The sequence below is a fragment of the Schaalia cardiffensis F0333 genome (genome assembly GCF_005886435.1).
Lineage (GTDB): Bacteria > Actinomycetota > Actinomycetes > Actinomycetales > Actinomycetaceae > Pauljensenia > Pauljensenia cardiffensis.
In genome coordinates this window covers 397,666-419,795 of sequence record NZ_CP040505.1, presented here as the reverse complement: position 1 = coordinate 419,795, position 22,130 = coordinate 397,666, and the positions used below count along the sequence as shown (strand labels likewise).

Here is a 22,130-nt window from a genome sequence, read left to right as displayed (position 1 = left end):
GGCTCAGTACTGACTCTCGAAATCGCAGACCACGGGAGCCGCGATCTTCTCCGTCACATAGAAGTCCGCTCCGAGGAGCTGCATGATCGAAGTCGGGACGAGCGGAGTCACAGGACCGTGGATCGCCAGTCGCGACGCCGTGCGCTGCCAGCTCGAGAATGTCCCGCGCGTCGTGATCCCGTGCATTTCGACGCGACGCTTGGCCCGCACCACGTCGAGTGGACCGATAGTCGCCGCTTTCGGCGGGACTGAGGCCACGTCACCGGAGGCTCCGAAGGATCCGTGGAGGGAGTTCTGGGCGATCGTCAGTGGATGAAGGGTGACGATCCTTGCCCCCTGGGTGAGGAATTCGTCGAGGTCTGCGGAGAATTCGGCCCCGGGTTCGACGAAGGCGAGATGGCCGGTCCATCCGGGACCGGTGTAAACGACGTCCGCCCCGCCGGCTTCCTCGATCATCTCCGAGTACCGGCTGATGTTCTCAGTCGTCGGATGGATGAACTGCTCGGCGGGCATGCGGAGCTCCGGATCGAGCTCGTCCCAGAAGAAGCGTTTGGTCGACGCGATGAAGCTCTGGCGGTACTCCAGACCGGCGACGTTCCCGTCCTCGTCGGCCCATTCATCCATGTTGAAGGTCGTGACGTGGCTGAGATCCATCCGCACGGCGTTGAGGATGCGCGCCACCTCTCGGTATGCCGGATTGGGGTTCGGCAGGACAAGGACACAGCGCCTCCCCTCGACCTTTGCGCGCACGATCTCGCCGACCATGTCGGAGACCATCATCGTGTTGAGTCCCGCATCGGACACGACGCGGATGCGAACCCCGGGATTGTCGTGGTGGAGGAACTCCTCCCCGGTCAGCGCGTTCACGCGGTCGATCGCGTCCCGGTCCCGGAAAGGGATGAAGTCCGCGGGGGCGAATCGTTCATTGAACGTCATCGGTGCCACCATGCCTTTCGTCATCGAAGAGATCCGCGAGGAGTTCGAGTGCCGCCGCCGCGAGACGCGCTCCGGCATTCACTTCCAGGAGGGAATTGCCCGGCTCGTACCCGCCCTCCTCGCGGGCAGCGGGGGTAACGCAGTAGCCCGGCAGATCGCCGTTGGACAGGGTCGACACCCACGTCCGGGTGAAGGGTGAGGCCGCGCGGACGGAGAGCCCGAAGTCGCAGAAGAGCTCGCCGGGCATAAAGACCAGCGCCGTCCTGCGGTCGAGTGCGACGACCGTGACCTCGAAGGGCGCACACCTGGCGAAACGGGCTCTCGCATACTCCTCACCCCGCCGCGCGTTGCCCAGTTCGCACTCCTTGCCGAGCACCGCGAGGTTCGCGTTCTGACGATCGAGGTAGGGGGCCCCGGCCGCGACGAGATCCGATTCTTCAGCTTTCAGTCCGACGAGCTCGGACTCGATGCGCCGGATCGGCGAATACGTCCTCGGTAGCAGCTCGACCGTCCTGCTCGTGAACGCCAGCCTCCCCTCCCCCAGGGGTGAAGCGGATTCGACGGCGCCGAAGAGGGCGCGCCCGAGTTCCGCGCCGATCCGTTCGGCCTCCGCGAAGTCCTTCGTCCGCGCGAAGTACCTTGGCGACTGATCCCCTGCTGCTCCCATCGAGTACAAGAGGACGGCGCCGTCGAAGGCCTCGTGAAGGCTTGCGCGCGTGCCGCCCGGGAAGTCGGCGCTGACGAGCGTGCTCTCACCGTGGAGGATCGTCGGGTGCAACGAGTACTTCGTCCACACGGCACGCACGCGACCTGACAGGTCCTTGACGACGAGGGCCGGGAGCTCGTCGTCGACGGGGCCCTCCTCAGGGTGGCGCCTGTTCCCGCCCACTCCCTCATCCGCACCGCATCTGCCGATACCGACTTCTATTCGCGCGTCGAAGGCCGAGGCCACCGCCTCGGATACGGCACCGATGCACGCGCGGCGGACCGAGGCGATCCACTCCTCGTCGATGATCGTCTGGAAGTCCGGCTGATCATCGGAGGCTTCGAAGACGACGCTCATCCACGGGGCGCTGTGCGTGTGGGAGCAGGTGATGATGACGGCGGATGGGTCGATGCCCGTCTCCTCGGCGACTCCCTTGCGGATGCTGTCGGCCTGTCCTCGTGTGATCCAGAAGAGGTCCGTCGCGATGAGGATGAGGCGCCTCCCCGCTTCCTCGAGGCAGAGGACCGAAGCGACGAGCGGGTCGTGCGCACCTGTGTTCCCCCGCTCGAAGTAGGGATAGCCGCCGAGTTCAACGCCGAGCGGCGGCGTGATATCCGCGACCGCGACCCCCGCTTTCCATGACCTGCACATCAGTCGAGTCCCTTTCCGGCGAGCCCGTCCCCCACGTTGAGGACTGCGCCCACCAATTCCTTCGTCTCCGGTGCCGACGGTGAGAAGAAGAGGCGCGAGGGCTCCCCCTTCTCGACGACGCGGGCGTTCGACATCACGTAGACCCGCTCGGTCGTGCAGCCGACCACCGACAAGTCGTGCGCGATCATGACGAGCGCGAGACCGAGGTCGCGTACAAGGTCCTTGAGGAGGTTGAGGACCTGCGCCTGGATCGACACGTCCAGCGCCGAAACGGGCTCGTCCGCGACAAGCACCTCCGGGCCGGGGATGAGTGCGCGCGCGATCGCGAGGCGCTGGAGTTGCCCTCCGGAGAACTCGTGCGGGAAGCGCTCCACCACGCGCGAGTCGAGGCCGACCTGATCGAGGACGGTAAGGATGCGCGACTCGGCGTCGCCTTCGATTTTGAGGGACCTCATGGGCTCCCTCAGCGCCTCACCCACCGTCATTCGAGGGTCGAAGGAGGACTTCGGATTCTGGAAGACCATTTGAACGGAGCGGCGGTAGGACAGCGTGTCGAAACCTCTCGCCCAGACGTCGCGCCCGCGGTGGAGGATCCGCCCTCCGGCCGGTTTCTCCTGGCCGACGAGCATTCGGCACAGCGTCGTCTTGCCCGAACCCGATTCCCCGACGATCCCCACGGACTCACCCGCGTGAACGCAAAAGTCCGTCGCTTCGACCGCCGTCAGAACCTCGGCACGACGGAAGGGATTCGTCCGTGGAAGCGGATACCTCTGCGTCGCCTGTTCGGCCGCGAGTACGGGGATGCCTTGTTTGTTCACGACCTCACCTCATCTCCGTTCCGGACGGCCCCGTCGCTGCCAGCTTTCCAACACGCCACGCGCACGCCGTCGACCGTGAGAGTCGGAGGACGCCTGTTGCATGTCTCGTGCGCTTCGTCGCAGCGATTCGAAAAGGGACAGCCTTTAGGCATGTCCTTGAGACTCGGGACCGAGCCGCGGATGAAGGGCAGGCGGGACGACGGGTGGAAGTTCTCCGGGTCGAGGACGGGCTGTGACCTCAGGAGCGCACGGGTGTAGGGGTGCCGGGGCGCGCCGAGGACGGCCTGGACATCACCGAACTCGACGAGCGTCCCGCCGTACATGACGCCGACCTTCCGACAGGTCGCGGCAACGACTGGGAGCGAGTGCGTGATGAGGAACAGGGCGCTCCCCCGCTCCTCGACGGTGCGGTTGAGCAGGCGGAGCACGCGTTTCTGCACCGTGACGTCGAGGGCGGTCGTCGGTTCGTCGGCGATGATGAGGTCGGGGGAGCATGCGACGGCGGTCGCGATCATCACACGCTGTCGCTGCCCGCCCGAAAGCTGGTGGGGGTAGGCGTCCTTGAGGTGTTCGGCACGGGGAAGCCCCATTTCCTCGAAGAGCCGGACGACTCGCCGCTCGGCCTCGGCCCGTGGAAGATGCTCGTGCCGACGCAGAACATCGGCCACCTGTGCACCCACCCTGCGCACTGGGTTGAGTGCGAGCATCGGGTCCTGGAAGACCATCGAAATCGTGCGGCCGCGCCTGTCGGCCAGTTCTTTCTCGTTCATCGTCAAAAGGTCCGCCCCGTCGTGGATGACGCTGCCCGTCGCCGTCCATGACGGTGGGAGGAGTCCCATGATGGACAGGGCCGTCATCGACTTCCCCGATCCTGACTCACCGACGAGACCGACGCGTTCACCGCGTCGGATCTCGAAGTCGACGCCCCTGACTGCCGCGCGGTCACCGCTCGCGACGCGCAGGTCGCGGACGCTGAGAATCGTCGAGGTCGTCATCGGTCGGCCCTCCGTAGTTTGGGGTCGAGCACGTCGCGGACGCCGTCGCCGAGGATGTTGAGGCCGAGAACGGTCACCATGATCGCCACTCCCGGCCACATCGCGAGCGGGGAATCGATCCCGACGGTTTGCTGGGCTTCCTTGAGCATCATTCCCCAGGAGATTTCGGGACGGTTCACCCCAACCCCCAGGTAGGACAGTCCCGCCTCAGTGAGGATCGCGACGGCGTAGTACTGGCTCGCCTGCACGAGGAGGATCGAGAAGATGTTCGGCAGAACGTGACGGACGGCGATGAACGGTTTCGAACGTCCGTAGAGTTCAGCGACCTTCGGGAAGTCCTCGGCGAGGATCCTCAGCGCGTTCGCCCGCACCATTCGAGTGAAGGCCGGCGTGAAGAAGAAGAGGAGGGCGAAGATCGTCGAAGCGATGCCAGAACCGATCGTCGCCGCGAGTACGAGTGCGATGACGACGCCGGGGATCGACACGCACACGTCCATCGCTCGCATGATGAGTTCGTCGGTCGTCCTCCCGAGGGAGGCCGCCGTCAGACCGAGAGCTGTGCCCGCCACGACGCTGAGGCCGCAGGCACCGGCAGCGACCGCCGCGGAGTTCTTCGCACCTGCGAGGAGGGCGCTGACGACGTCGCGGCCGAGAGAGTCCGTGCCGAGAAGGTGACCGGGCGTCCCGGTCGGCGCGAGGCGGTTCACGGGATCGATGGCGTTCGGATCGCTCGGAGTCCACACGAGGGAGACGATGAGCACGATGAGGTAGAGGGCGACGATTGCGCCGCCGACGACGACGGATCCGTTGGAGAGCCACCGGTTGCCCGGTCGCTTTCTGCGCTCCTTCGTTCGGCTCCGGCTCCGTGCGTCGGCCGCGCGCGAGGATTGGACGCTCACTGTTTGCCTCCCAGGCGGATGCGGGGGTCTAGAAGCCCGTAGAGCAGGTCGATGATGAGATTCACGATGAGGACAAAGAGGATGATGAGGACGACCGTGCTCTGGACGACGATGACTTCTCGTGCCGCGACTGCGGCGAGGAGCATGCGTGCGAGTCCCGGGAGCGAGAAGACCGTCTCGACGATGACCGTCCCGGAGATGAGGTCGATGATCTGGATGCCGACGACTGTGATGACGGGGAGGATCGCGTTGCGCAGCCCTACCTTCATCAGCGCTTCAGTGCGGGTCATGCCGGTCGCCCGCGCGGTGCGGATGTATTCCTCGTTCATGATGTCGAGGACTGCGGTGCGCACGTAACGGGTGAGGCTCGCACTCAGCGTCAGTGAGATCGCGATAGCCGGGAGGATGAGGGATTTGAATGCCTCCACCGGGTCCTGACTCCACGGTGTCCATCCTCCCGTCGGGAGGAGGTGCATTTTCACCCCGAAGACGAGGGCGAGGAGCACTCCGGCCCAGAACACGGGAATCGCAATGCCGACCTGGCTGAAGAAGGCGATGATTGTGCCGATGAACGAGTCCTGCTTAACCGCGGCGTAGGTACCGAGGGGGATGGCGATGACGAGGGAGAGGAGGAGCCCCATCAACGCCAGCGGAATGCTCACCGGAAGGGCGCCCGCGACGAGTTCGGTGACGGGCTGCCCTGTGCGGAACGAATGCCCGAGGTCGCCCGTGAGCAGATCGCCCATCCACGTGAAGTACTGCTCGTGGAGCGGACGGAGGAGGCCGAGCTCCTCCTGGAGTTTCGTGATCGCCTCCGCCGAGGCGTGTTGGCCGAGGATGATCGCCGCCACGTTGCCACCAGCGGCTCGGATCAGGATGAAGATCAGGACCGAAGCGGCGAAGCCGGCGATGAGGAAGTAACCGACACGCCTCAGAGCGAAGGAGACCATGGGATCACCACGACATCTCGTAGACCGGGATCTCCTGGAAGACGACCGACGGCGCGCCGGCGTTCTTCAGGTTCGGTTTGGCAAGTCCGATGCCGTAGGTGTAGGTGAGCGGGACGATGACCATGTCCTTTTTGAGGATCTCGTTCGCCTGTGAAAGGAGCTCGTCGTACTCGGCGGCGTCGCGCGCCGCATCCGCTCGGACGATGAGATCGTTGAGTTCAGAGGAGCAGTACGTCGTCCACCCCGCGGACTGGGGGTCCGGGCAGGCGAACTGGGTGATCCCTGCCGGGTCGCTCATGTTCGTCACCTCGAACTGGGGCGGGCGGCCTTGGAAGATCGTTTGGCTGTAGCGTGCGAGGTCGATCGCCTCGCGATCAACCGTGATCCCCGCAGCCTTGAACTGTTCGATGAGGACGTCCGCGGGGAGGGAGAGATCGGGAACGTCGCTGAGGGAGACGAAGCGGCTCGGAGCGCTCCCGAGTCCGAGTTTATCGGCGAGTGTGGCCGCTGTTGCGGGGTCCTCCGGCGCGGGGCAGGTATCGGGACTCGCTTTCTCCACCCACGGGTCGGTTTCGAGGCCGTAATCGCAGGTCGGGACCATGGCCCAATCTGCGTTCACTGCAGCGACGAGTGCTTCACGGTCGATCGCCTGGGCGAAGGCTCGACGTACCTCGGGATTCTTGGTGTTTGCTCCGTCGGCGTTGAGGACGAGGTACTGCTTCTCGCCCATGGCCGGGTTCTGGAGGAGAGTCATTGTCTCGTCGAGCTTCTGGTTCTTCAGCTGCTCCCACATGTCGTTCTGAATGAGCGGCATACCGTCGGCCTCGCCGGACTTAAGAGCATTGAGGGCTGCGGCACCGTCGCTGATGATGCGGATCTCCGCCTCCTCTATTGCCGGTTTCTTCCCCGAGTAGTTGGGGTTCGTCTTGAGGACGATCCGAGAGTTCTGCACGTATTCAGCGATGACGTAGGGCCCCGATCCGATGGGGGCGGTGGCGATCTGCCCGAAAGCCGCCTCAGGCTGGATGAGGCCGGGAACCGATGTCATGCCGCGGATGAATGCCTGACTCGGCTGTTCGAGGACGACCTTGACCTGCTCCTCACCGACCGCTTCGATCGAGGTGACCTTGGCGAAGGCGCCGGCCCAGTTGGCAATGGGACTCTCCTTCATCTTGGTGAGGGAGAAGACGACGTCCTTCGCCGTGATGGGGCTTCCGTCGGAGAATTTGTTGCCCCTGAGGGTGAAGGTGTACTCGGTGTACGCGTCGTTCACCTCGACGTCGGCGAGTCCGGAGCCGATCTCCCCCTTGTCGTCCATCGTGAGGAGGGGCTCGACGACGTTGCCGGGGACCCAGTTGAGCAGAGCCGTCTGGAGGCTCGTCGTGTAGTCCAGGGTGCCCGGGTCCTGTCGGCTGATGAGAACCACTTTGTTCTCTGCCCCTGTGGCGGCGCCTCCATTCGACGCGCCGGATGACGCCCTGTCCGATCCCCCGCATGCCGTCAGCACCATCGCTGCACTCATGACCAGGGCGATCACGCTACCAGTCCGTGTGGTACGCATGTCTCTCTCCTTCCTTGGAGCGCGAAACCAATTGAAGCATATCAATCATCACATTGCAATACCTCTCAAATACATTCCATACAATTGCAGAATCTTCCACATGAAGGGCGCGATCCCAGCGCGATTCGGGCGGATCACAGGGATTCCAAAGCAGAATGAAGCGCACTTCTCGCGGCACGATGCGCATGACCGCACGCAGAGTTTTCACAGGCCGGGCGCCACTGATCGCAGGAGATCATGGCGTACGGCGGCACCGCACCCACACGACTCACTGCGGAATCCCGCATGCGGCGCGAATGCGTCCGTCTCGAAGAGGAGAGGGGATGTGGAGTATCACCCTTCGGCGATGATGACCTCCAGCCCACACGACCTCAAAGCCTCAACCGCGGCATCGTCGGCACGCGCGTCCGTCACCAGAGCATTGATCGCGTCCGCCCGGGCGACGTGCGCCAATCCCCGCTTCCCCAGTTTCGAGTGGTCACCGAGCGCGATCACTGCACGAGAGGCCGCGATGATCGCAGTCTTCGTCTCCGCCTCGATCGCATTCATCGAGGACAAGCCGTCGACGTCGATGGCACTCACGCCGATGAACGCGACATCGACACGAGACAAGCCGATCTGACGATTCGCATCGGGACCGACGGTCGCGAGGGTGCGCGCACGCAGCTGCCCTCCGACGAGGGTCACCTCGAGCCCTTCGGCGACGAGCTCGAGTGCGATCTCCGGACTGTTCGTGAGGAAGACGAGGCCGCGGCGTTCGCGCAGAAGGAGGCCGAGCTGCGCAACAGTCGTGCTCGCTTCGAGAAAGACGCTGTGAACCTCGGGGGAGACGAAACTCAACGCGGTTCGAGCGATCTCCGCCTTTTCGCCGCGACGGTGCGCCTTCTCACCGAGGACGTGCGGATCATCCGCTCCGCCCGCAGGGGCGAGAATCCCTCCGTGCACCCGCTCCACGACCCCCTCCTTCGCAAGCGCGGCCAGGTCGCGGTGAATCGTCGCCGCGGAAACACCCAGCGTCGCACACAGCTGCGCAACGGAGGCACTGCCGCTCTCCTGAACCATTCTCAGGATCGTTTTCCTGCGTTCGGCACCCACGAGACCCTGCTTACCCATGGCATTCACCCCTTCCGTCGCCCTGTCGACCGCACGCGTTCGACACGATGCACCGTCCCCTCGGACCAGGCATCCCCGAGTCGCACATCCTCGTCACCCGACAGGTCTGCGGGGAGGGAGGCTTCCCGTTCGCTCTCGAGAGCGCGTATCTCCCACCAGCAGTGTCCGAGATGGTCGTGCTCATGATCCGCGGAGAACCCAGCCTCCTCAAGGGCGGGTTCGATCCACGCCGCGCAGTGCGAACAATAGTCGATGCCGAACCCCAGTCCGTTGCGCAGAAGGAATCCCTTGGAAGGACATGCGTACATGTCGATCCGCATGACCTCCTCGCCGTCGACGACATGACGCCCCGAGGTCCATCCCGCCCCTTCGGAGGCCAGAGTTCGCCCCCAGTAGCGCTCCATCCCGTCGAAACCGTCCGCGAAGGCCTCGCGAGCGTGCCGCTGCGAGTCCTTTGACACGGCTTCCAACCAGTATTCCTCCAAGCCCTCGTCCCCGAGTCGCTCCTTCAGCCAGGCGAAGGTCCAGGCGTAGTGACCGCAGAAATCATAGGTTCCCAGCATCATCCGCCTCCATCACACAGGGCCTGATCTCCATGAGATCCTGGTCGGCGGCACCGGCCGCGACGCCGAACCACTGGCGGCACGAACCGTTCCCCCCTTCGAGTCGGACTGCGAGCCCCGCACAACGAGCCGCGGCGTTCATGACCACGTAGCAGTGATGGCAGTAGGTCTCGATGGGAGCGCGACCGGAGGCGCGCAGATGAGCGAGGGCGGGGCAGGTGCGGACCTCGACTTCGACCGATTCCGGGTGCCGCTCGACGATGACATCCGCGCCCGGTTCAACCTCGAAAGAACGACGCATGTACTCGGCCACGGCATCGAGACCACCCTCGCGCCACCGCATCCACACCGGGCTCATCCAGTCTCGCCCGAGATCCTCCCAGTAACGATGCAGGCCCTCCTCGGCGAAGGTCCGCTGGATGTGGGCGAAAGTCGCGTTGATGCAGAAGTAGAAGTCTGCCGCCCCTTTTTCTTTGGTATCCGTGAACGGAAGAATGTCGTTCATACAATCTCCCTCGTTCGATCAGTTTCAATCATAACATTTCACAAAATGCGAGACAAGAAGCACAGCCCGCTCACATGACGGAGCCGCCCCCACCCGGATGAGAGAAGACTGACCGACGCTCGGATCCACGGACGTCACGCATCGCAGGGGCGCACATCCCCGCCCTGCGCAGGTTGAAGCCGGGAAAGGATATGCCATCGACGCCCCGAACTGAGCCGCCCTGCACGCGAGCGGCTCGTCTCCCGCTTCCGGTCACTCGGCAGCGGACAGATGAACGCGGGGAACCCTCTCCCCTAGGCGCGTCACGATTTCATAGTTGATCGTTCCGGCGGCTTGCGCCCACTCGTCTGCGCTCGGCGCCCCCCGGTCGGGGTCGCCGAAGAGGGTCGCGGTATCGCCGACCCGCGCGGGGGCCCGCCCCGATCGTGCGCTCGGCGCCCCCGGCTCGCCCTCGGCGGCACCGAGATCGACGATGAACTGATCCATGCAGATCCGACCGACGACCCGGGTCGTGATCGCCTTTCGCCCTTCGACGAGGACCGGCGCCCCATTCGATCCTGCGCGCAGGATCCCATCGGCGTAGCCCAGGGGGACCAGGCCGAGCCAGCGCCTGCCCGGGGCGCGCCAGGTGCCCCCGTAGGAGGCGGGGGCACCGTCCTCGACGACCTTGACCGAGGTGAGCGGCGCCCGGAGGGTCATCGCGGGACGCAGGCCGAGCGCCGCGCCGCGCGCGGTGAGCGGATCCGGGCTCAAGCCGTACATACCGATGCCCGCGCGCACCATGTCGTAGTGGGCCTCCGGATGCCAGAGGATGCCGGAGGTCGCCGACAGATGGCGGATCCGCGGTTTGATCCCCGCATCTGCGAAGCTCCTGAGCCCCTGCTCGAAGACCTCCACCTGCGCGGCGGTGGATGCGCGCCCATCCTCGCTCAGGTCGTCCCCGCGCGACAAGTGGCTCCACGCTCCGACGACCTCGATCAATCCGTCCTCTTCGGCCATACGGACTGCGGCGACGAGGGCGGGGAGGTCCGCCCGCGTGGAACCGGCGCGCGACATCCCAGTGTCGATCTTCACGTGGATCCGGGCGCGGATCCCGGTGACGCGGGCTGCCGCGCAGATCTCGGCGAGGACCCAGGTCCATGAGACCGACAGGTCGATGCCCGCTTCGAGGGCGCCCGCCCAGTCGGCGCCACTCGGCGCGACCCACGCGAGGATCGGGGCGGCGCTCCGGTCGATGCCAGCGGCGTCCAGGCCCTCGCGCAGTGCGCGCGCCTCGGCGAGCTGAGCGACGCCCAGCCAGGTGGCGCCCGCCTGTAGGGCGGCCATTGCGACGGGCAGAAGGCCGTGCCCGTAGGCGTCGGCCTTGACGACCGCCATCTGCGCGACCCCGGGGGCGAAGGAGCGCAATACTTCCAGGTTCTCGGCAATCGCGCCGAGGTCGACGATCACCCGGCCCGGGAAGAGCGGGTCCTGCGAGGTTTGGAGCATCACGAGTCTCAGTATCTCACCGGGTCCGCTCTCCCCGCGGATTCGGCCAGGAGGCGAGCGAGCACCGAGGGCAGTGCGCGTGCGATGTCGAGAGCGCCGATCGGGCCGCCGAGGGGGCCGTGGGCGCGAGCGGCATCCGCCCCGGCGAGCGCATGGATCATGGCTCCTGCCGCGATGAGCGCGTCGAAGTCCCGGCCCGGCAGCCCCCGTTCCCGATCGGCCTTCCACCCCGCTGCAAGGCCCGCGAGGAATCCGGCGAGGACGTCTCCGGCTCCTGCGACCCCGGTCCAAGCCGACCCCCGGGGCGCGACGAGCACCCGGGAATCCGGGGTGGCGAGCAGGGTCGTGGCCCCTTTGAGGAGAACGCGGGCGCCGCTGGCCTGCGCGAGGGCGCGGGCCGCTTCGGCGGGATGCTCTTCCACCCGCCATCGCGGCGCCGCCCGGCCGAGCGCTCCGAGCAGGGCGGCTGCCTCACCGGCATGCGGAGTGAGAACCGTAAACTCGCCGATCCCCTCGTCGCGCAGGTCCGGCACCAGCTCCAAGCCACCCGCATCGATGATGAGCGGCAACCCCGAGGAGGCGGCGAATCCGGCGAGTTCTCGGGCCGCCTGCCGGGTGTCCTCATCCATTCCCGGCCCGACGAGGCCCGCCTGGATCCGTCCGCCCCTCGTAACGACCCCCGGGGCGGCCGCGAGCGCCAGGTCCGCAACCCGGGTCGGCGCGTCCAGGCGGACCATGCCCGGTCCTGCGCCCTGCGCGCCGAGAACCGCCAGGACACCCGCACCCGGGTAGGTCTGCGAGCCCGCGACGAGTCCGACGACTCCCCGCGTGTACTTGTGATCGTCGGGGCCGGGCACGCGGATGAGCCCCGGAACGTCGGCCTCCTCCATGAGGATGACCCGGCTGCGCCCCATGTCGAGTCCGAGCCCGTGCACGCGTACCCGACCGGCCGCCCGAGAAGCGGGCGGCAGTGCGAGAACCGACTTCATCGCCCCCATCGTGACGGTGCGTTCGGCTTTCAGAAGCGGCCCCTCAACCTCGCCGTCGTCGCCCAGCTGACCTGAGGGCACATCGATCGCCACGACGCGCGCGCCCCGCTCGGAACGGATGCCCTCCAACTCGCACAGTCGCGAGGCGAGGGGCTCGCGAAGGCCGCCCACGAGGCCCGTCCCGCAGATCCCGTCGATCCAGATCGGGGCGTCCAGAGCCTCCGCGAGTTCACGGGAGGAGCCCAGCGGCTCGTCCCCCGCCGGGAGATGAGCGGGCAGGCACACGACCCCCTGCTCCTCGGCGGCCGCGCGAGCCCGCTCGTGGACGCGAGGGCTCAAGCAGACGGCCGCGCACGGCACCCCCTGTTCGGCGAGGAAAGAGGCCGCATACAGCGCGTCGCCTCCGTTGTCCCCTCCGCCGACAAGTGCGCAGACCCTCGGGCCCGCCTCCCCGTCCGGGGATGCCGGGGGATTCCCGGCGAGCAAGTCCCTCACCTCGTCGGCCACCGCGCGGGAGGCCGAGCGCATGAGACGATCCGGATCGCCCTCGGCGTGCGCGGCCCGCACCCGGCGGGCCTCAGCCTCGCGAACTTCAGCGCGGATGAATGCGGGAATCATACTGCGATCATCCCACCTTCCCGGGGTTTCTTCCTCTCCGCCCCTCCCGGCGAAGGCATCCCCTCACCCTGCCATCCCCTCACCGCAGCCGAGCCGCGCGATCTTAGGCGGGGTCGAGGCTCTTCGCGAAGCCCGCGAGCACCGCACCGCAGATGACGAGCGCCACTCCCAGAATCGTCCATCGCATCTCCTTGCGGGTACGGGACTCCCCGAGCAGGAGGATTCCGGCCGGAGTGGAGATGAGGATGCCGAGCTGGGACAGCGTGAAACCCGTTGCAACTCCGACGCGGTCGGCGCTGACCTGCAGGATGAGAACGGCGCATCCCCACATCATGCCCGGGATCACCTGGCGCAGCGTGCGCGCGGACCGTCGGGTGTCCGCAGGACCGTCCCAGGGCGTGAAGCGCGGCGCGGTGAGGATGAGCGCAACCGTCATGTAGCCGAGCGCCTGCGGCAGGAGCGCCGTGCGCCCGTCGATCCCGAACCACTGGACGAGCAGCAGGTAGGCGACCAATCCGATCGTCGAGGTGGCCAGGAGACGAATGCCGCGCGGCCAATCGAGTCCGTCGGCCGACTCCGACTTCTCATGCCGTGAGGCCAGCCAGACTCCGAGCGCGAGGGCGACGATCGCGCCCGCGCCGAAGAGCGAGGACGCCCCCTGACGCCACTCGCCGAAGAGGAGCACTCCGCCCAGGGACATCGACACGAGCTGAAGGCCGGTCGACGTCGGCATCGTCCGCGAGACCCCGAGGACACGCAGACACACGGTCTGGTCGAACAGGCCCCAGCCGAGCAGGAGACCGGAGGCGTAGGCGATCGCGAAGGACTGAGGAGTCCAGGTCACCCCGAGGAAGGGGGTTGCGATGAGCGAGGTGAGGAATCCTCCCGTCATGAGGCCCAGGATCCGTTGCCGGTCATCACCCCCGAGGACGACGAGGAGGACGCTCATCGTCCCGAGGATCAACGAGGGGCTGAGTGCGAGGAGGAAGTCGGCCACGGCGTAAGGGTAGTACCTCGCGCCGCCCCTCCCCGCCGCGCGCCCCGCGCCCCTCCCCCATCGGGGGCCTCCGTCCCCCTCGGACGAGCGCGCTGCCTCGACCTTGACCGTCCTCGTCCTCCAAGCGCGAAGCGGCCTCCCCGCATCGGAGTGGGGAGGCCACCGACGTCGGAGGGCGCCTACTCGACCGTCACGGACTTTGCGAGATTGCGAGGCTGGTCAACATCCAGCCCCTTCGCAATCGCGAGCTCGCAAGCGAAGATCTGCAGTGGCACGACCGCGAGCAGCGGCGCGTACAAGGTCGGGATCGGCGGCACACGGAAGACAACCTCGGCGAAGGCGTCCACCGACGTATCCCCTTCTTCGGCGATGACGATCGTCCTCGCACCGCGAGCGCGGACCTCCTGAATATTCGCGAGGACCTTGTTATGCAGTTCGGGGCGGCGCGGAGTCGGCACAATGATAATGACCGGCTGGCCCTCATCGACGAGGGCGATGGGACCGTGCTTGAGCTCGCCCGCAGCGAAACCCTCCGCGTGAATGTAGCAGATCTCTTTGAGTTTCAAAGCGCCTTCGAGGGCGACCGGGAAACCGACATGACGGCCGAGATAGATGACCGAAGTCGTATCCGCCATCGCGCGCGCGAACTCGCGCACCGCCTCACCCCGATCGAGGACCTCTTGGATCTTCGCCGGTGCTTCGAAGAGCTTGTCCATGTAGTCGGCGATCTCCTCGGCGTACTTGTTTCCGCGAACCTGCGCAAGGTAAAGGCCGAGGATGTAGCAGGCCGTCACCTGTGAAGTGAAGGCTTTCGTCGAGGCGACCGCGATCTCGGGGCCGGCGTGGGTGAGAAGAACCGCGTCGGACTCGCGCGAGATCGTCGAGCCTGGGGTGTTGACGATTGCGACGACTTTCGCGCCCTGTTCGCGCGCATGGCGGATCGCCTGAATCGTGTCCATGGTTTCACCCGATTGGGAGATCGCAACGACCAAGGTCTTCTCCGTGACAACGGGGTCGCGGTAGCGGAACTCGGAGGAAAGCTCGACCTCAACGGGGATGCGGCACCAGTGTTCAATCGCGTAGCGCGCAACCTGTCCCGCGTAGGAGGCGGTGCCGCAGCCGATCATGACGATTTTGTCGACTCCACGCAGAACATGCTCGGGGATGCGAACTTCATCGAGGGCGAGGTGCCCATGAGAATCGAGACGATCAGCGAGGGTGTCGGCGACACCTCGGGGCTGTTCGTGGATCTCCTTCTCCATGAAGGTCGCCCAGCCGCCCTTCGTCGCACGATCAGAAGCGAAATCGATTTCGAACTCCTTGTGCGGCATGACCGAAGCGTCGTGACCGATGATCGTCACCCCCTTCGCGGTCACAAGAACCTGCTGGTCCTGATCGATCTCGAGTGCACGCGAAGTGTGCTCGACGAAGGCGAGGACATCGGAGCCGAGGAAGTTCTCGTCCTGGCCTAGTCCCACGACGAGGGGCGAGGAGCGACGGGCTGCGACGATCGCGCCCGGGGCATCAGCACACAGTGCGAGAAGAGTGAAAGTCCCCTCCAGGTCCTCGGTCACTCGGCGCATCGCCACCACGAGCCTGCGCGCGGCCTGGAGCTCTTCGCCCTCGAGCCCTTCGGCTGGCCCTTCCCAAGGCTCAAGGTCTTCAGAGTCGAAGGCGCGTTGAAGGAGGTGGACGACAACCTCGGTGTCCGTATCGGAGGAGAAGTGAGCCCCCTGGGATGCCAGTTTCGCGCGCAGGGAGTCGGCGTTTTCAATGATGCCGTTGTGCACCAGGGAGAAGCGGTGATCCGGCGTCGAATGGGGGTGCGCGTTCTGTACGGTCGGCCGCCCGTGAGTGGCCCAACGAGTGTGCCCAATCGCCGCGATCGCGGGCGCAGGATCAGCAGCTTCCAGGGCGTCGGCAAGGTTCGAGAGTTTCCCGACCGCTCGGACGACCTCGACACTTCCGGAGGTCTCAAGGGCGATGCCCGCCGAGTCGTATCCACGGTATTCGAGGCGCGCAAGGCCTCCCATGACGACCTCGCGCGAACGCTGCGAAGCCTGAGAAGCGATATGTCCAACGATTCCACACATGGACACTATTCCAACATGCACGGCCCGCAAACGCCTACCTACAAGAGCGCTCGCGGATGCCAGTCTCGCCACATCCGACACCAGTCTCGCCACATCCGACGAGGCCCCTGCCTTGGGCGTCCCACATGATGGCGCCCCTCTTGAAGCCCAAGTCCGCGGGGGATAGCTTCAATCACAATGGTCACTCGACAACTATTCAACGCAGATTCTCATCGTCCCCTTATCATCGCGGGAGCTCTCATCGTTGTCCTCATACTCACCGTTTTCGGCGGGTACAGATACGGTGCGCAGTCCGGCTGGTGGGGGCAGTCAACGCGTCTAAAAGCCCTCGCTGAAGATCCGATCGTCGGCGAGCTCGTCGCAGACCACGCCCGCCTCAGCTTCGAAATCCCCGAGGCCGCCGGCCCCCTCGCCAAATCGAAACCAGAAGTCGTCAGCGCCTGCTATTCCATCGAAGGCAGCTCAGCACCACAGGTCCACGACGACCTCGTCCGCGCCGCTCAAGCCCTCGGATTCCAAATCGACCAGGCAGCGAGCGATTCACAGATCACAGTCCTCAAACGCCAAGGAGGCTCCGCCGAACAGAAAACGACCCTCGTCATCGACGAACACCCGCTCGACGCTCCCGGCGGCATCACCGAACCCTGCGTGAGTGTCCGAATCTTCCATTCCTGAACGCACCAAGACACCGATCACACGAAGGAGACCCCATGAGATTACGTTCACTCATCGCTGCATCTGGAATCCTCGGGCTCGCAATCGGCATGCTCGCCACCCCTCCCGCCCTCGGAGACGAGGTCAATCTCCGTCTCAACGCGGTCGTGATCGGCGACTCTTACTCGGCCGGGAACGGCGCGGGCGCCTACGAGCCGGGAACCGAGAAGACGAGTTACCGCTCAACCCGCAATTGGGCGCGCGTGTACACATCGTGGCTCAACGAACACGGCATCCACACGACTCTGACGAATCTCGCCGCCTCCGGTTCGGTGACCGCGAACGTCCTCAATGAGCAGATCCCTCAGATCTCGAAAGAGACGGATCTCGTCATGCTCACCATTGGGGGCAACGACCTCGAGTTCTCGAGGATCGTGTCGGACTGCTTCGCCGCAGGCATTCGCAGCCGGGGAGCTTGCGTTGAGGCTCTCGACAATGCCGAAGCGGGGCTCGATGCGGCGATCGGCAATACTCGGAGGATCTTCGACAAGGTCAATGAGAAGATCGGCGACGACGGCCACATGATCCTCCTCGCCTATCCGCTCCTCGCCACGACCCGGCAGTATGCGCTCGCGAGCTGCGAGGAGTGGTGGCTCGTCTTCGGTACCCCGACGTGCGTGAGGTGGGAGAGCACCGAGATCGGCAGCCGCGTCCGCGAACTCGGCAACCTCGCCACACACAAGCAGAAGGAACTCGTCGACTCGTGGAACGCCTCTCACGCAATGAAGGTCTCCTACATCGACTCCGTACCAAGCGCCTTCGCCGGTCATGAACCCGATCCTTCAGCCCTGCACCGCAACCCCGCGCGCTGGATCAACGAGTTCTTCGAAACGGAGGGCATCGAATCGGGCGGTTCGACGACATCAAGTTGGACGATCGATCGCAATCACTTCTACCACCCGAACATCACAGGGCATCAGATGATGGCACGCGAGATCCAGGAAAACATCGGCGTCTCCTTCTCCGCAGAGCCAATCAATCCGGGCTCCGGCGACATTGACGTCGTCTTCGTTGTGGACGCAACGGGCTCAATGACGGACGACATTGATGCCGTCCGTTCGAATGTCTCGGGTATCTTGACCAAACTCGCGTCCGTCACGGACAGCTACCGCGTTGCACTCGTCACATACAAGGACTTTAGCGATTCGGGGGGTGACCCCGGTGATTATCCGTCCCAGGTCAACCTCGACTTCACGACGGACGCGGATGCTCTGCGCTCTGCGCTCGGCAATCTTGAGGTGACCGGTGGAGGTGACTGGCCGGAAACCGTGTACTCCGGCGTCACCTCGGCCCTCAATCTCAGCTGGCGCTCTGGTGTGCGAAAGATCGCGATCGTCCTCGGTGATGCGCCGGCAAAAGAACCCGAGCCGCACACCGGCCATGACGCTCACTCGGTAGCTGTTCACGCGCTCGAAGTGGATCCCGTCGAGGTTTACGCCATCGACACGGGCTCTCTCACGTCCTCCTTCAGCAACGTCCAGGACCTTGTTGACGAAACCGGCGGTTCGACTTTCCTCCTCGATTCGAGCTCCGATATCCCCACGCTCATCACAGAAGCCATGACGACGGCACTGAGTAAGCCCTTCGGGTGGCTTCAGGGTCCGATCATCGGGGAGGTTGGAGAAACGCTCGAGTTCGACGCCCGTGGCTCCTACGCAATCGGGAGTGTTTTGACAAGCTATGAATGGGACTTTGACTCGGACGGCGTCATTGACGAAACGACGACGAGCGGTCTGGTCGAGCATGCCTTCGCCGCACCCTTCACTGGCACGGCGAGCGTCACGGTGACAGATGCCCTCGGCGCAATGAGCCGAGGCTCGGCTCCTATTTCGGTCACTATCCCGCCCGAGCCCGAGCCTGAGCCTGAGATTCCCGAGGACAAGCCCGGCGTCCTCGAACTCCTCGACGGAGAGCCCTTACCCACGCCCGGTGATGGCTCGCAATCCGGCGTCCCCTCGGGTCCACAGTCGGGAGAGCCCACGCCAACGCCTGACGAGACGGTGACGACTCCGCCTCAGGCCCCGACCCCCACGAAGACGGGCACTATCGCTCGGACGGGCGCCACGAGTGATTCTGTCGGCACTCTTGCACTCGCCTTCGCTGCGCTCGGTGCACTCGCCATCGGATTCGTGCGAGTAAATCGCCGGAGATGACGCGCGACGGGTGTCGGTGCGGGACAATGCCTACGTGACTTGCACCGACACCCACGAGTTCAGCCCCTTCGTCCGCTTCGAGCGCGAAGAATGGGATCGTCTCGTCGAAAGGACACCCCTTCCCCTCACGCAAGAAGACATTACGCGCATCGCCTCCCTCGGCGACCCGATCGATATGAGCGAAGTCGATGCGATCTACCGTCCGCTCACAGCTCTTCTCCAGTTGTACGTTGATGGGCGCCGCCGCACAGCTAAGGAGCGACGCGCTTTCCTGGGCGAGACCGGTGAGATTCACACGCCCTTTGTCATCGGTATTGCGGGCTCTGTCGCGGTTGGCAAGTCCACGGTCGCTCGCCTTCTCCAGCTCCTCTTGCAACGCTGGGCACACACCCCCAGGGTCGACCTCGTCACCACGGATGGTTTCCTCTACCCGAATAAGATCCTCGACAAGAAGGGGATTCTCGCGCGCAAGGGATTCCCCGAGTCTTACGATCGAGCTGCCCTCATCGACTTCCTCGCAGCAGTGAAATCGGGGGCTCCCGAACTTGAGGTGCCCGTTTACAGTCACGTCGTGTACGACATTGTCGAGGGCGAGAAGCTGCGCATTCAACAGCCCGACATTCTCATCGTTGAAGGCTTGAACGTCCTCCAGCCGCCCCGCGTCGTGCCGGGCTATGTGAGCGTGGCCGTCTCGGACTATTTCGACTTCTCCATCTATGTTGATGCTTCCGAGGAGAATATCGAGCAGTGGTATGTGGATCGTTTCCTCGAACTGCGCAAGACCGCGTTCTCGAAGGCGGATTCTTTCTTCAAGACCTACGCGAATCTGTCTAATGAAGAGGCCGAGGCGACGGCCCGGATGATCTGGGCGGCAATCAACCTGCCGAATCTTCGTGAGAACATTTCTGCGACGCGCGAGCGGGCGACGATGGTCTTCAGGAAAGACTCCTCGCACCGCGTCGAGTCGCTTCTGCTGCGCAGGGATTGAGCGCAAGGCTTAAACTCTGCGCCTGTACTGCGCCCCCCTTCACAAGTGGAGGGGATAACGAGGTCGAGCGCGCCTCCAAGGTCCTCCAGGCCGCATCCCTTTTCACAAATGGAGGGGATAACGACATCTGGAGGGGTCATAGCCCCTCCACCTGTCGCCAAACCCTCCACTGAGACACCGGGCATGGACGGCATGCGCGCCAAACCCACCACTCAGGCACCAAGCCCCAGCCAAGATGCGCGCCAAACCCTCCACTTCAACAGCAGGACGCTCACACACTGCCTTCTGAGCGGGCGAGCCCCGTCCTTGCTGCCCTCAGAGCGCCCACCTGTTCCCAAAAGCACCAGCCTGTCTCTTAGAGGGCGAGATTGTCCTTCACGACCTCGGCGAGACGCCCAGCAACCTCATCGGCCTGCTCTTGGGTCGCGGCCTCAACCATGACTCGAACGAGGGGCTCAGTGCCGGAGGGACGCAGGAGGACCCTTCCGCTCTTACCGAGTTCAGCCTCAGCCTCCTCCACTGCTTTTTGCACAGCAGCGTTCGTACCTGCGCAGGCCTTGTCAACGCCCTTAACATTCACAAGAGTCTGGGGAAGGCGCTGAACAATGGAGGCGAGCTCCGCCAAGGACTTGCCTGTGCGCTTCATCCGCGCCGCGATGCGGAGCGAAGTGAGGACCCCATCTCCCGTGGTTGCGTGGATCGTGTCAATGACGTGGCCCGACTGTTCACCGCCGAGAGTGTAGCCGCCCTGAAGCATGCGCTCGAGGACATAACGGTCACCGACGCCGGTCTGGACGATACGGATGCCGTGCTCCTTCATCGCCAAGAGCAGCCCCAGGTTCGACATGACCGTGACGACCAGGGTGTCGGAGCCAAGAGTGCCATCGGCTTTCATCCCCACTGCGAGGAGCCCCATGATCTGGTCGCCGTCAACGAGTTTTCCTTCAGCGTCAACCGCGAGACAACGATCCGCATCGCCGTCATAAGCGACGCCCATATCCGCATGAACGGCGACAACATACTTTTGGAGCTGCTCAGGATGGGTCGAGCCGCAGTACGCGTTGATGTTGAGACCGTCGGGTGAAGCGTTGATGACAATGACCTCAGCGCCCGCGGCTCGCAGCGCGGCCGGTCCGACGTGGCTCGCCGCTCCATTGGAGGCGTCAACGACGATCCGTAGTCCCGAAAGGTCGGTCCCAACCGAATCAACGAGGTGGTTGATGTAGTTCTGATCTGCGACAGTCTCGCCTTTGATGACGCGACCCACTGCAGCGCCCGTGGGGAGCTGTTCGACTTTGCCAAGGAGAGCCTCGATCTGATCTTCGAGTGCATCGTCGAGCTTGTAGCCCCCGCGGCCGAAGAACTTGATGCCGTTGTCCTGGAAAGGATTGTGGGATGCGGAGATGACGACGCCGAGGTCAATGTTTTGAGTGGCGGTGAGATGCGCAATCGCGGGGGTCGGGAGGACACCCACGCGAGTGACATCGACGCCCGAGGACGCGAGGCCCGCACTGATCGCGTGGTCGAGGAATTCGCCCGAGGCGCGGGTGTCGCGTCCGACAACGGCACGAGGACGACCTGTGCGTGAGAGCTGCGAGGCGGGGATGTCCTTCGTGAGGACTCGTGCGGCGGCCTGACCGAGTTGGACTGCGAGCTCGGGGGTGAGGAGTTCATTCGCCAGTCCGCGTACTCCGTCAGTTCCAAACATCCGTGTCACGATGAGGCTCCTTGGGCTACTGGAAGGAAAGCGTGTACCTCCGTCAGTGTACTCATAGGGTTCTTGGGTCTTCGTGCGGCTCAGCGCGTCGCCTCAAAGCCGAAGGCCCCGTCCTCGTCGAAACGAGGGCGGGGCCACAGCGTGAAGAACAGATCAGCGCTTCGAGTACTGCGGGGCCTTGCGGGCCTTCTTGAGGCCGGCCTTCTTGCGCTCAATCGCACGGGCGTCACGAGTCAGGAAGCCTGCCTTCTTGAGCGCCGGGCGGTTCGCTTCGCGGTCGATCTCGTTGAGGGCGCGCGAAATGCCCAGACGCAGGGCGCCGGCCTGGCCGGAGACGCCTCCACCGTTGATACGGGCAATGACGTCGAAGCGTCCGTCAATGTCGAGAAGCACGAAGGGGGACTTCACGAGCTGCTGGTGGAGCTTGTTCGGGAAGTAGTCTTCGAGAGTGCGTCCGTTGATCTTCCACTCGCCGGTTCCAGGAACCAGGCGAACGCGAGCAACGGCCTCCTTGCGGCGGCCCAGGCCCGCGCCGGGCGCGGTGATGGACTGGCCGGCGCCGACGGGCGCGGACTCAGTCTCGGTCGTGTACGAGCTGGGGACGTTCTCTTCGTCCAGCTCGACGAGTTCAGTGGTCTCAGCCACGGTTCTCCTCAGTTCTTAATGGGGTGCTCAG

At 64.8% G+C, this 22,130-nt stretch carries 19 protein-coding genes; 3 read left to right on the top strand and 16 right to left on the bottom strand.

What is annotated here, in order from left to right; genetic code table 11:
- Positions 1-3 precede the first annotated feature (3 nt).
- From FFA61_RS01705 to glmS, 14 genes are all read right to left on the bottom strand, one after another.
- Positions 4-936, bottom strand: coding sequence for a sugar phosphate isomerase family (locus FFA61_RS01705; protein ID WP_138588747.1), 933 nt, complete (start codon positions 934-936; stop codon positions 4-6).
- A complete protein-coding gene (locus tag FFA61_RS01700; protein WP_005962192.1) occupies positions 923-2,293 on the bottom strand; it encodes a hypothetical protein in 1,371 nt (456 codons plus the stop codon). The genes FFA61_RS01705 and FFA61_RS01700 overlap by 14 nt, the downstream gene beginning before the upstream one ends.
- Complete coding sequence (locus FFA61_RS01695; protein WP_005962193.1) at positions 2,293-3,111, bottom strand: ABC transporter ATP-binding protein; 819 nt, start codon at positions 3,109-3,111, stop codon at positions 2,293-2,295. The genes FFA61_RS01700 and FFA61_RS01695 overlap by 1 nt, the downstream gene beginning before the upstream one ends.
- The gene (locus FFA61_RS01690; RefSeq protein ID WP_005962194.1) at positions 3,108-4,106 is read right to left on the bottom strand and encodes an ABC transporter ATP-binding protein; all 999 of its coding nucleotides are present in this window, start codon (positions 4,104-4,106) and stop codon (positions 3,108-3,110) included. The genes FFA61_RS01695 and FFA61_RS01690 overlap by 4 nt, the downstream gene beginning before the upstream one ends.
- Positions 4,103-5,005: an ABC transporter permease gene (locus FFA61_RS01685; RefSeq protein WP_005962195.1), complete on the bottom strand. Its 903-nt coding sequence runs from the start codon at positions 5,003-5,005 to the stop codon at positions 4,103-4,105. Before FFA61_RS01685 ends, FFA61_RS01690 begins: the two co-directional genes overlap by 4 nt.
- Positions 5,002-5,955, bottom strand: coding sequence for an ABC transporter permease (locus tag FFA61_RS01680; protein ID WP_005962196.1), 954 nt, complete (start codon positions 5,953-5,955; stop codon positions 5,002-5,004). The genes FFA61_RS01685 and FFA61_RS01680 overlap by 4 nt, the downstream gene beginning before the upstream one ends.
- A 4-nt stretch (positions 5,956-5,959) precedes the next feature.
- A complete protein-coding gene (locus tag FFA61_RS01675; protein WP_005962197.1) occupies positions 5,960-7,516 on the bottom strand; it encodes an ABC transporter substrate-binding protein in 1,557 nt (518 codons plus the stop codon).
- Between the two features lie 333 nt (positions 7,517-7,849).
- A complete protein-coding gene (locus FFA61_RS01670) occupies positions 7,850-8,629 on the bottom strand; it encodes a DeoR/GlpR family DNA-binding transcription regulator (protein WP_005962198.1) in 780 nt (259 codons plus the stop codon).
- A gap of 5 nt (positions 8,630-8,634) precedes the next feature.
- On the bottom strand, positions 8,635-9,195 hold the full coding sequence (locus FFA61_RS01665; protein WP_005962199.1) for a hypothetical protein: 561 nt from the start codon (positions 9,193-9,195) through the stop codon (positions 8,635-8,637).
- On the bottom strand, positions 9,176-9,697 hold the full coding sequence (locus FFA61_RS01660) for a hypothetical protein (RefSeq protein ID WP_005962200.1): 522 nt from the start codon (positions 9,695-9,697) through the stop codon (positions 9,176-9,178). Before FFA61_RS01660 ends, FFA61_RS01665 begins: the two co-directional genes overlap by 20 nt.
- Positions 9,698-9,949: 252 nt before the next feature.
- Complete coding sequence (alr, locus tag FFA61_RS01655; RefSeq protein WP_005962201.1) at positions 9,950-11,185, bottom strand: alanine racemase; 1,236 nt, start codon at positions 11,183-11,185, stop codon at positions 9,950-9,952.
- Between the two features lie 8 nt (positions 11,186-11,193).
- A complete protein-coding gene (locus FFA61_RS01650; protein ID WP_005962202.1) occupies positions 11,194-12,792 on the bottom strand; it encodes a bifunctional ADP-dependent NAD(P)H-hydrate dehydratase/NAD(P)H-hydrate epimerase in 1,599 nt (532 codons plus the stop codon).
- A 103-nt stretch (positions 12,793-12,895) separates the two neighbouring features.
- Positions 12,896-13,789, bottom strand: coding sequence for a GRP family sugar transporter (locus FFA61_RS01645; RefSeq protein WP_005962203.1), 894 nt, complete (start codon positions 13,787-13,789; stop codon positions 12,896-12,898).
- Between the two features lie 179 nt (positions 13,790-13,968).
- Entirely contained in the window at positions 13,969-15,882 is a 1,914-nt protein-coding gene (glmS, locus tag FFA61_RS01640; protein ID WP_005962204.1) for a glutamine--fructose-6-phosphate transaminase (isomerizing), read from the bottom strand.
- Between the two features lie 177 nt (positions 15,883-16,059).
- Between glmS and FFA61_RS01635 the strand changes: the two genes are divergently transcribed.
- From FFA61_RS01635 to coaA, 3 genes are read left to right on the top strand one after another with little or no spacing between them, the layout of a single operon-like run.
- Entirely contained in the window at positions 16,060-16,557 is a 498-nt protein-coding gene (locus FFA61_RS01635) for a hypothetical protein (RefSeq protein WP_005962205.1), read from the top strand.
- A 35-nt stretch (positions 16,558-16,592) separates the two neighbouring features.
- The gene (locus FFA61_RS01630) at positions 16,593-18,749 is read left to right on the top strand and encodes a GDSL-type esterase/lipase family protein (RefSeq protein WP_005962206.1); all 2,157 of its coding nucleotides are present in this window, start codon (positions 16,593-16,595) and stop codon (positions 18,747-18,749) included.
- Positions 18,750-18,783: 34 nt separating this feature from the next.
- Positions 18,784-19,737, top strand: coding sequence for a type I pantothenate kinase (gene coaA / locus FFA61_RS01625; protein ID WP_040313748.1), 954 nt, complete (start codon positions 18,784-18,786; stop codon positions 19,735-19,737).
- Positions 19,738-20,092: 355 nt separating this feature from the next.
- On the opposite strand, the gene glmM is transcribed toward coaA, so the two are convergent.
- Positions 20,093-21,454, bottom strand: a complete 1,362-nt coding sequence (gene glmM, locus FFA61_RS01620) for a phosphoglucosamine mutase (RefSeq protein WP_005962208.1) — start codon at positions 21,452-21,454, stop codon at positions 20,093-20,095.
- Between the two features lie 153 nt (positions 21,455-21,607).
- A complete protein-coding gene (gene rpsI / locus FFA61_RS01615; protein WP_005962210.1) occupies positions 21,608-22,099 on the bottom strand; it encodes a 30S ribosomal protein S9 in 492 nt (163 codons plus the stop codon).
- Positions 22,100-22,130 lie beyond the last annotated feature (31 nt).

Coding starts and splice junctions, on each gene's coding strand:
- FFA61_RS01705 (WP_138588747.1), bottom strand. CDS start 936: ATGACGTTCAATGAACGATTCGCCCCCGCGGACTTCATCCCTTTCCGG.
- FFA61_RS01700 (WP_005962192.1), bottom strand. CDS start 2,293: ATGTGCAGGTCATGGAAAGCGGGGGTCGCGGTCGCGGATATCACGCCG.
- FFA61_RS01690 (WP_005962194.1), bottom strand. CDS start 4,106: ATGACGACCTCGACGATTCTCAGCGTCCGCGACCTGCGCGTCGCGAGC.
- FFA61_RS01680 (WP_005962196.1), bottom strand. CDS start 5,955: ATGGTCTCCTTCGCTCTGAGGCGTGTCGGTTACTTCCTCATCGCCGGC.
- FFA61_RS01675 (WP_005962197.1), bottom strand. CDS start 7,516: ATGCGTACCACACGGACTGGTAGCGTGATCGCCCTGGTCATGAGTGCA.
- FFA61_RS01670 (WP_005962198.1), bottom strand. CDS start 8,629: ATGGGTAAGCAGGGTCTCGTGGGTGCCGAACGCAGGAAAACGATCCTG.
- FFA61_RS01665 (WP_005962199.1), bottom strand. CDS start 9,195: ATGATGCTGGGAACCTATGATTTCTGCGGTCACTACGCCTGGACCTTC.
- FFA61_RS01660 (WP_005962200.1), bottom strand. CDS start 9,697: ATGAACGACATTCTTCCGTTCACGGATACCAAAGAAAAAGGGGCGGCA.
- alr (WP_005962201.1), bottom strand. CDS start 11,185: ATGCTCCAAACCTCGCAGGACCCGCTCTTCCCGGGCCGGGTGATCGTC.
- FFA61_RS01650 (WP_005962202.1), bottom strand. CDS start 12,792: ATGATTCCCGCATTCATCCGCGCTGAAGTTCGCGAGGCTGAGGCCCGC.
- glmS (WP_005962204.1), bottom strand. CDS start 15,882: ATGTGTGGAATCGTTGGACATATCGCTTCTCAGGCTTCGCAGCGTTCG.
- FFA61_RS01635 (WP_005962205.1), top strand. CDS start 16,060: ATGGTCACTCGACAACTATTCAACGCAGATTCTCATCGTCCCCTTATC.
- FFA61_RS01630 (WP_005962206.1), top strand. CDS start 16,593: ATGAGATTACGTTCACTCATCGCTGCATCTGGAATCCTCGGGCTCGCA.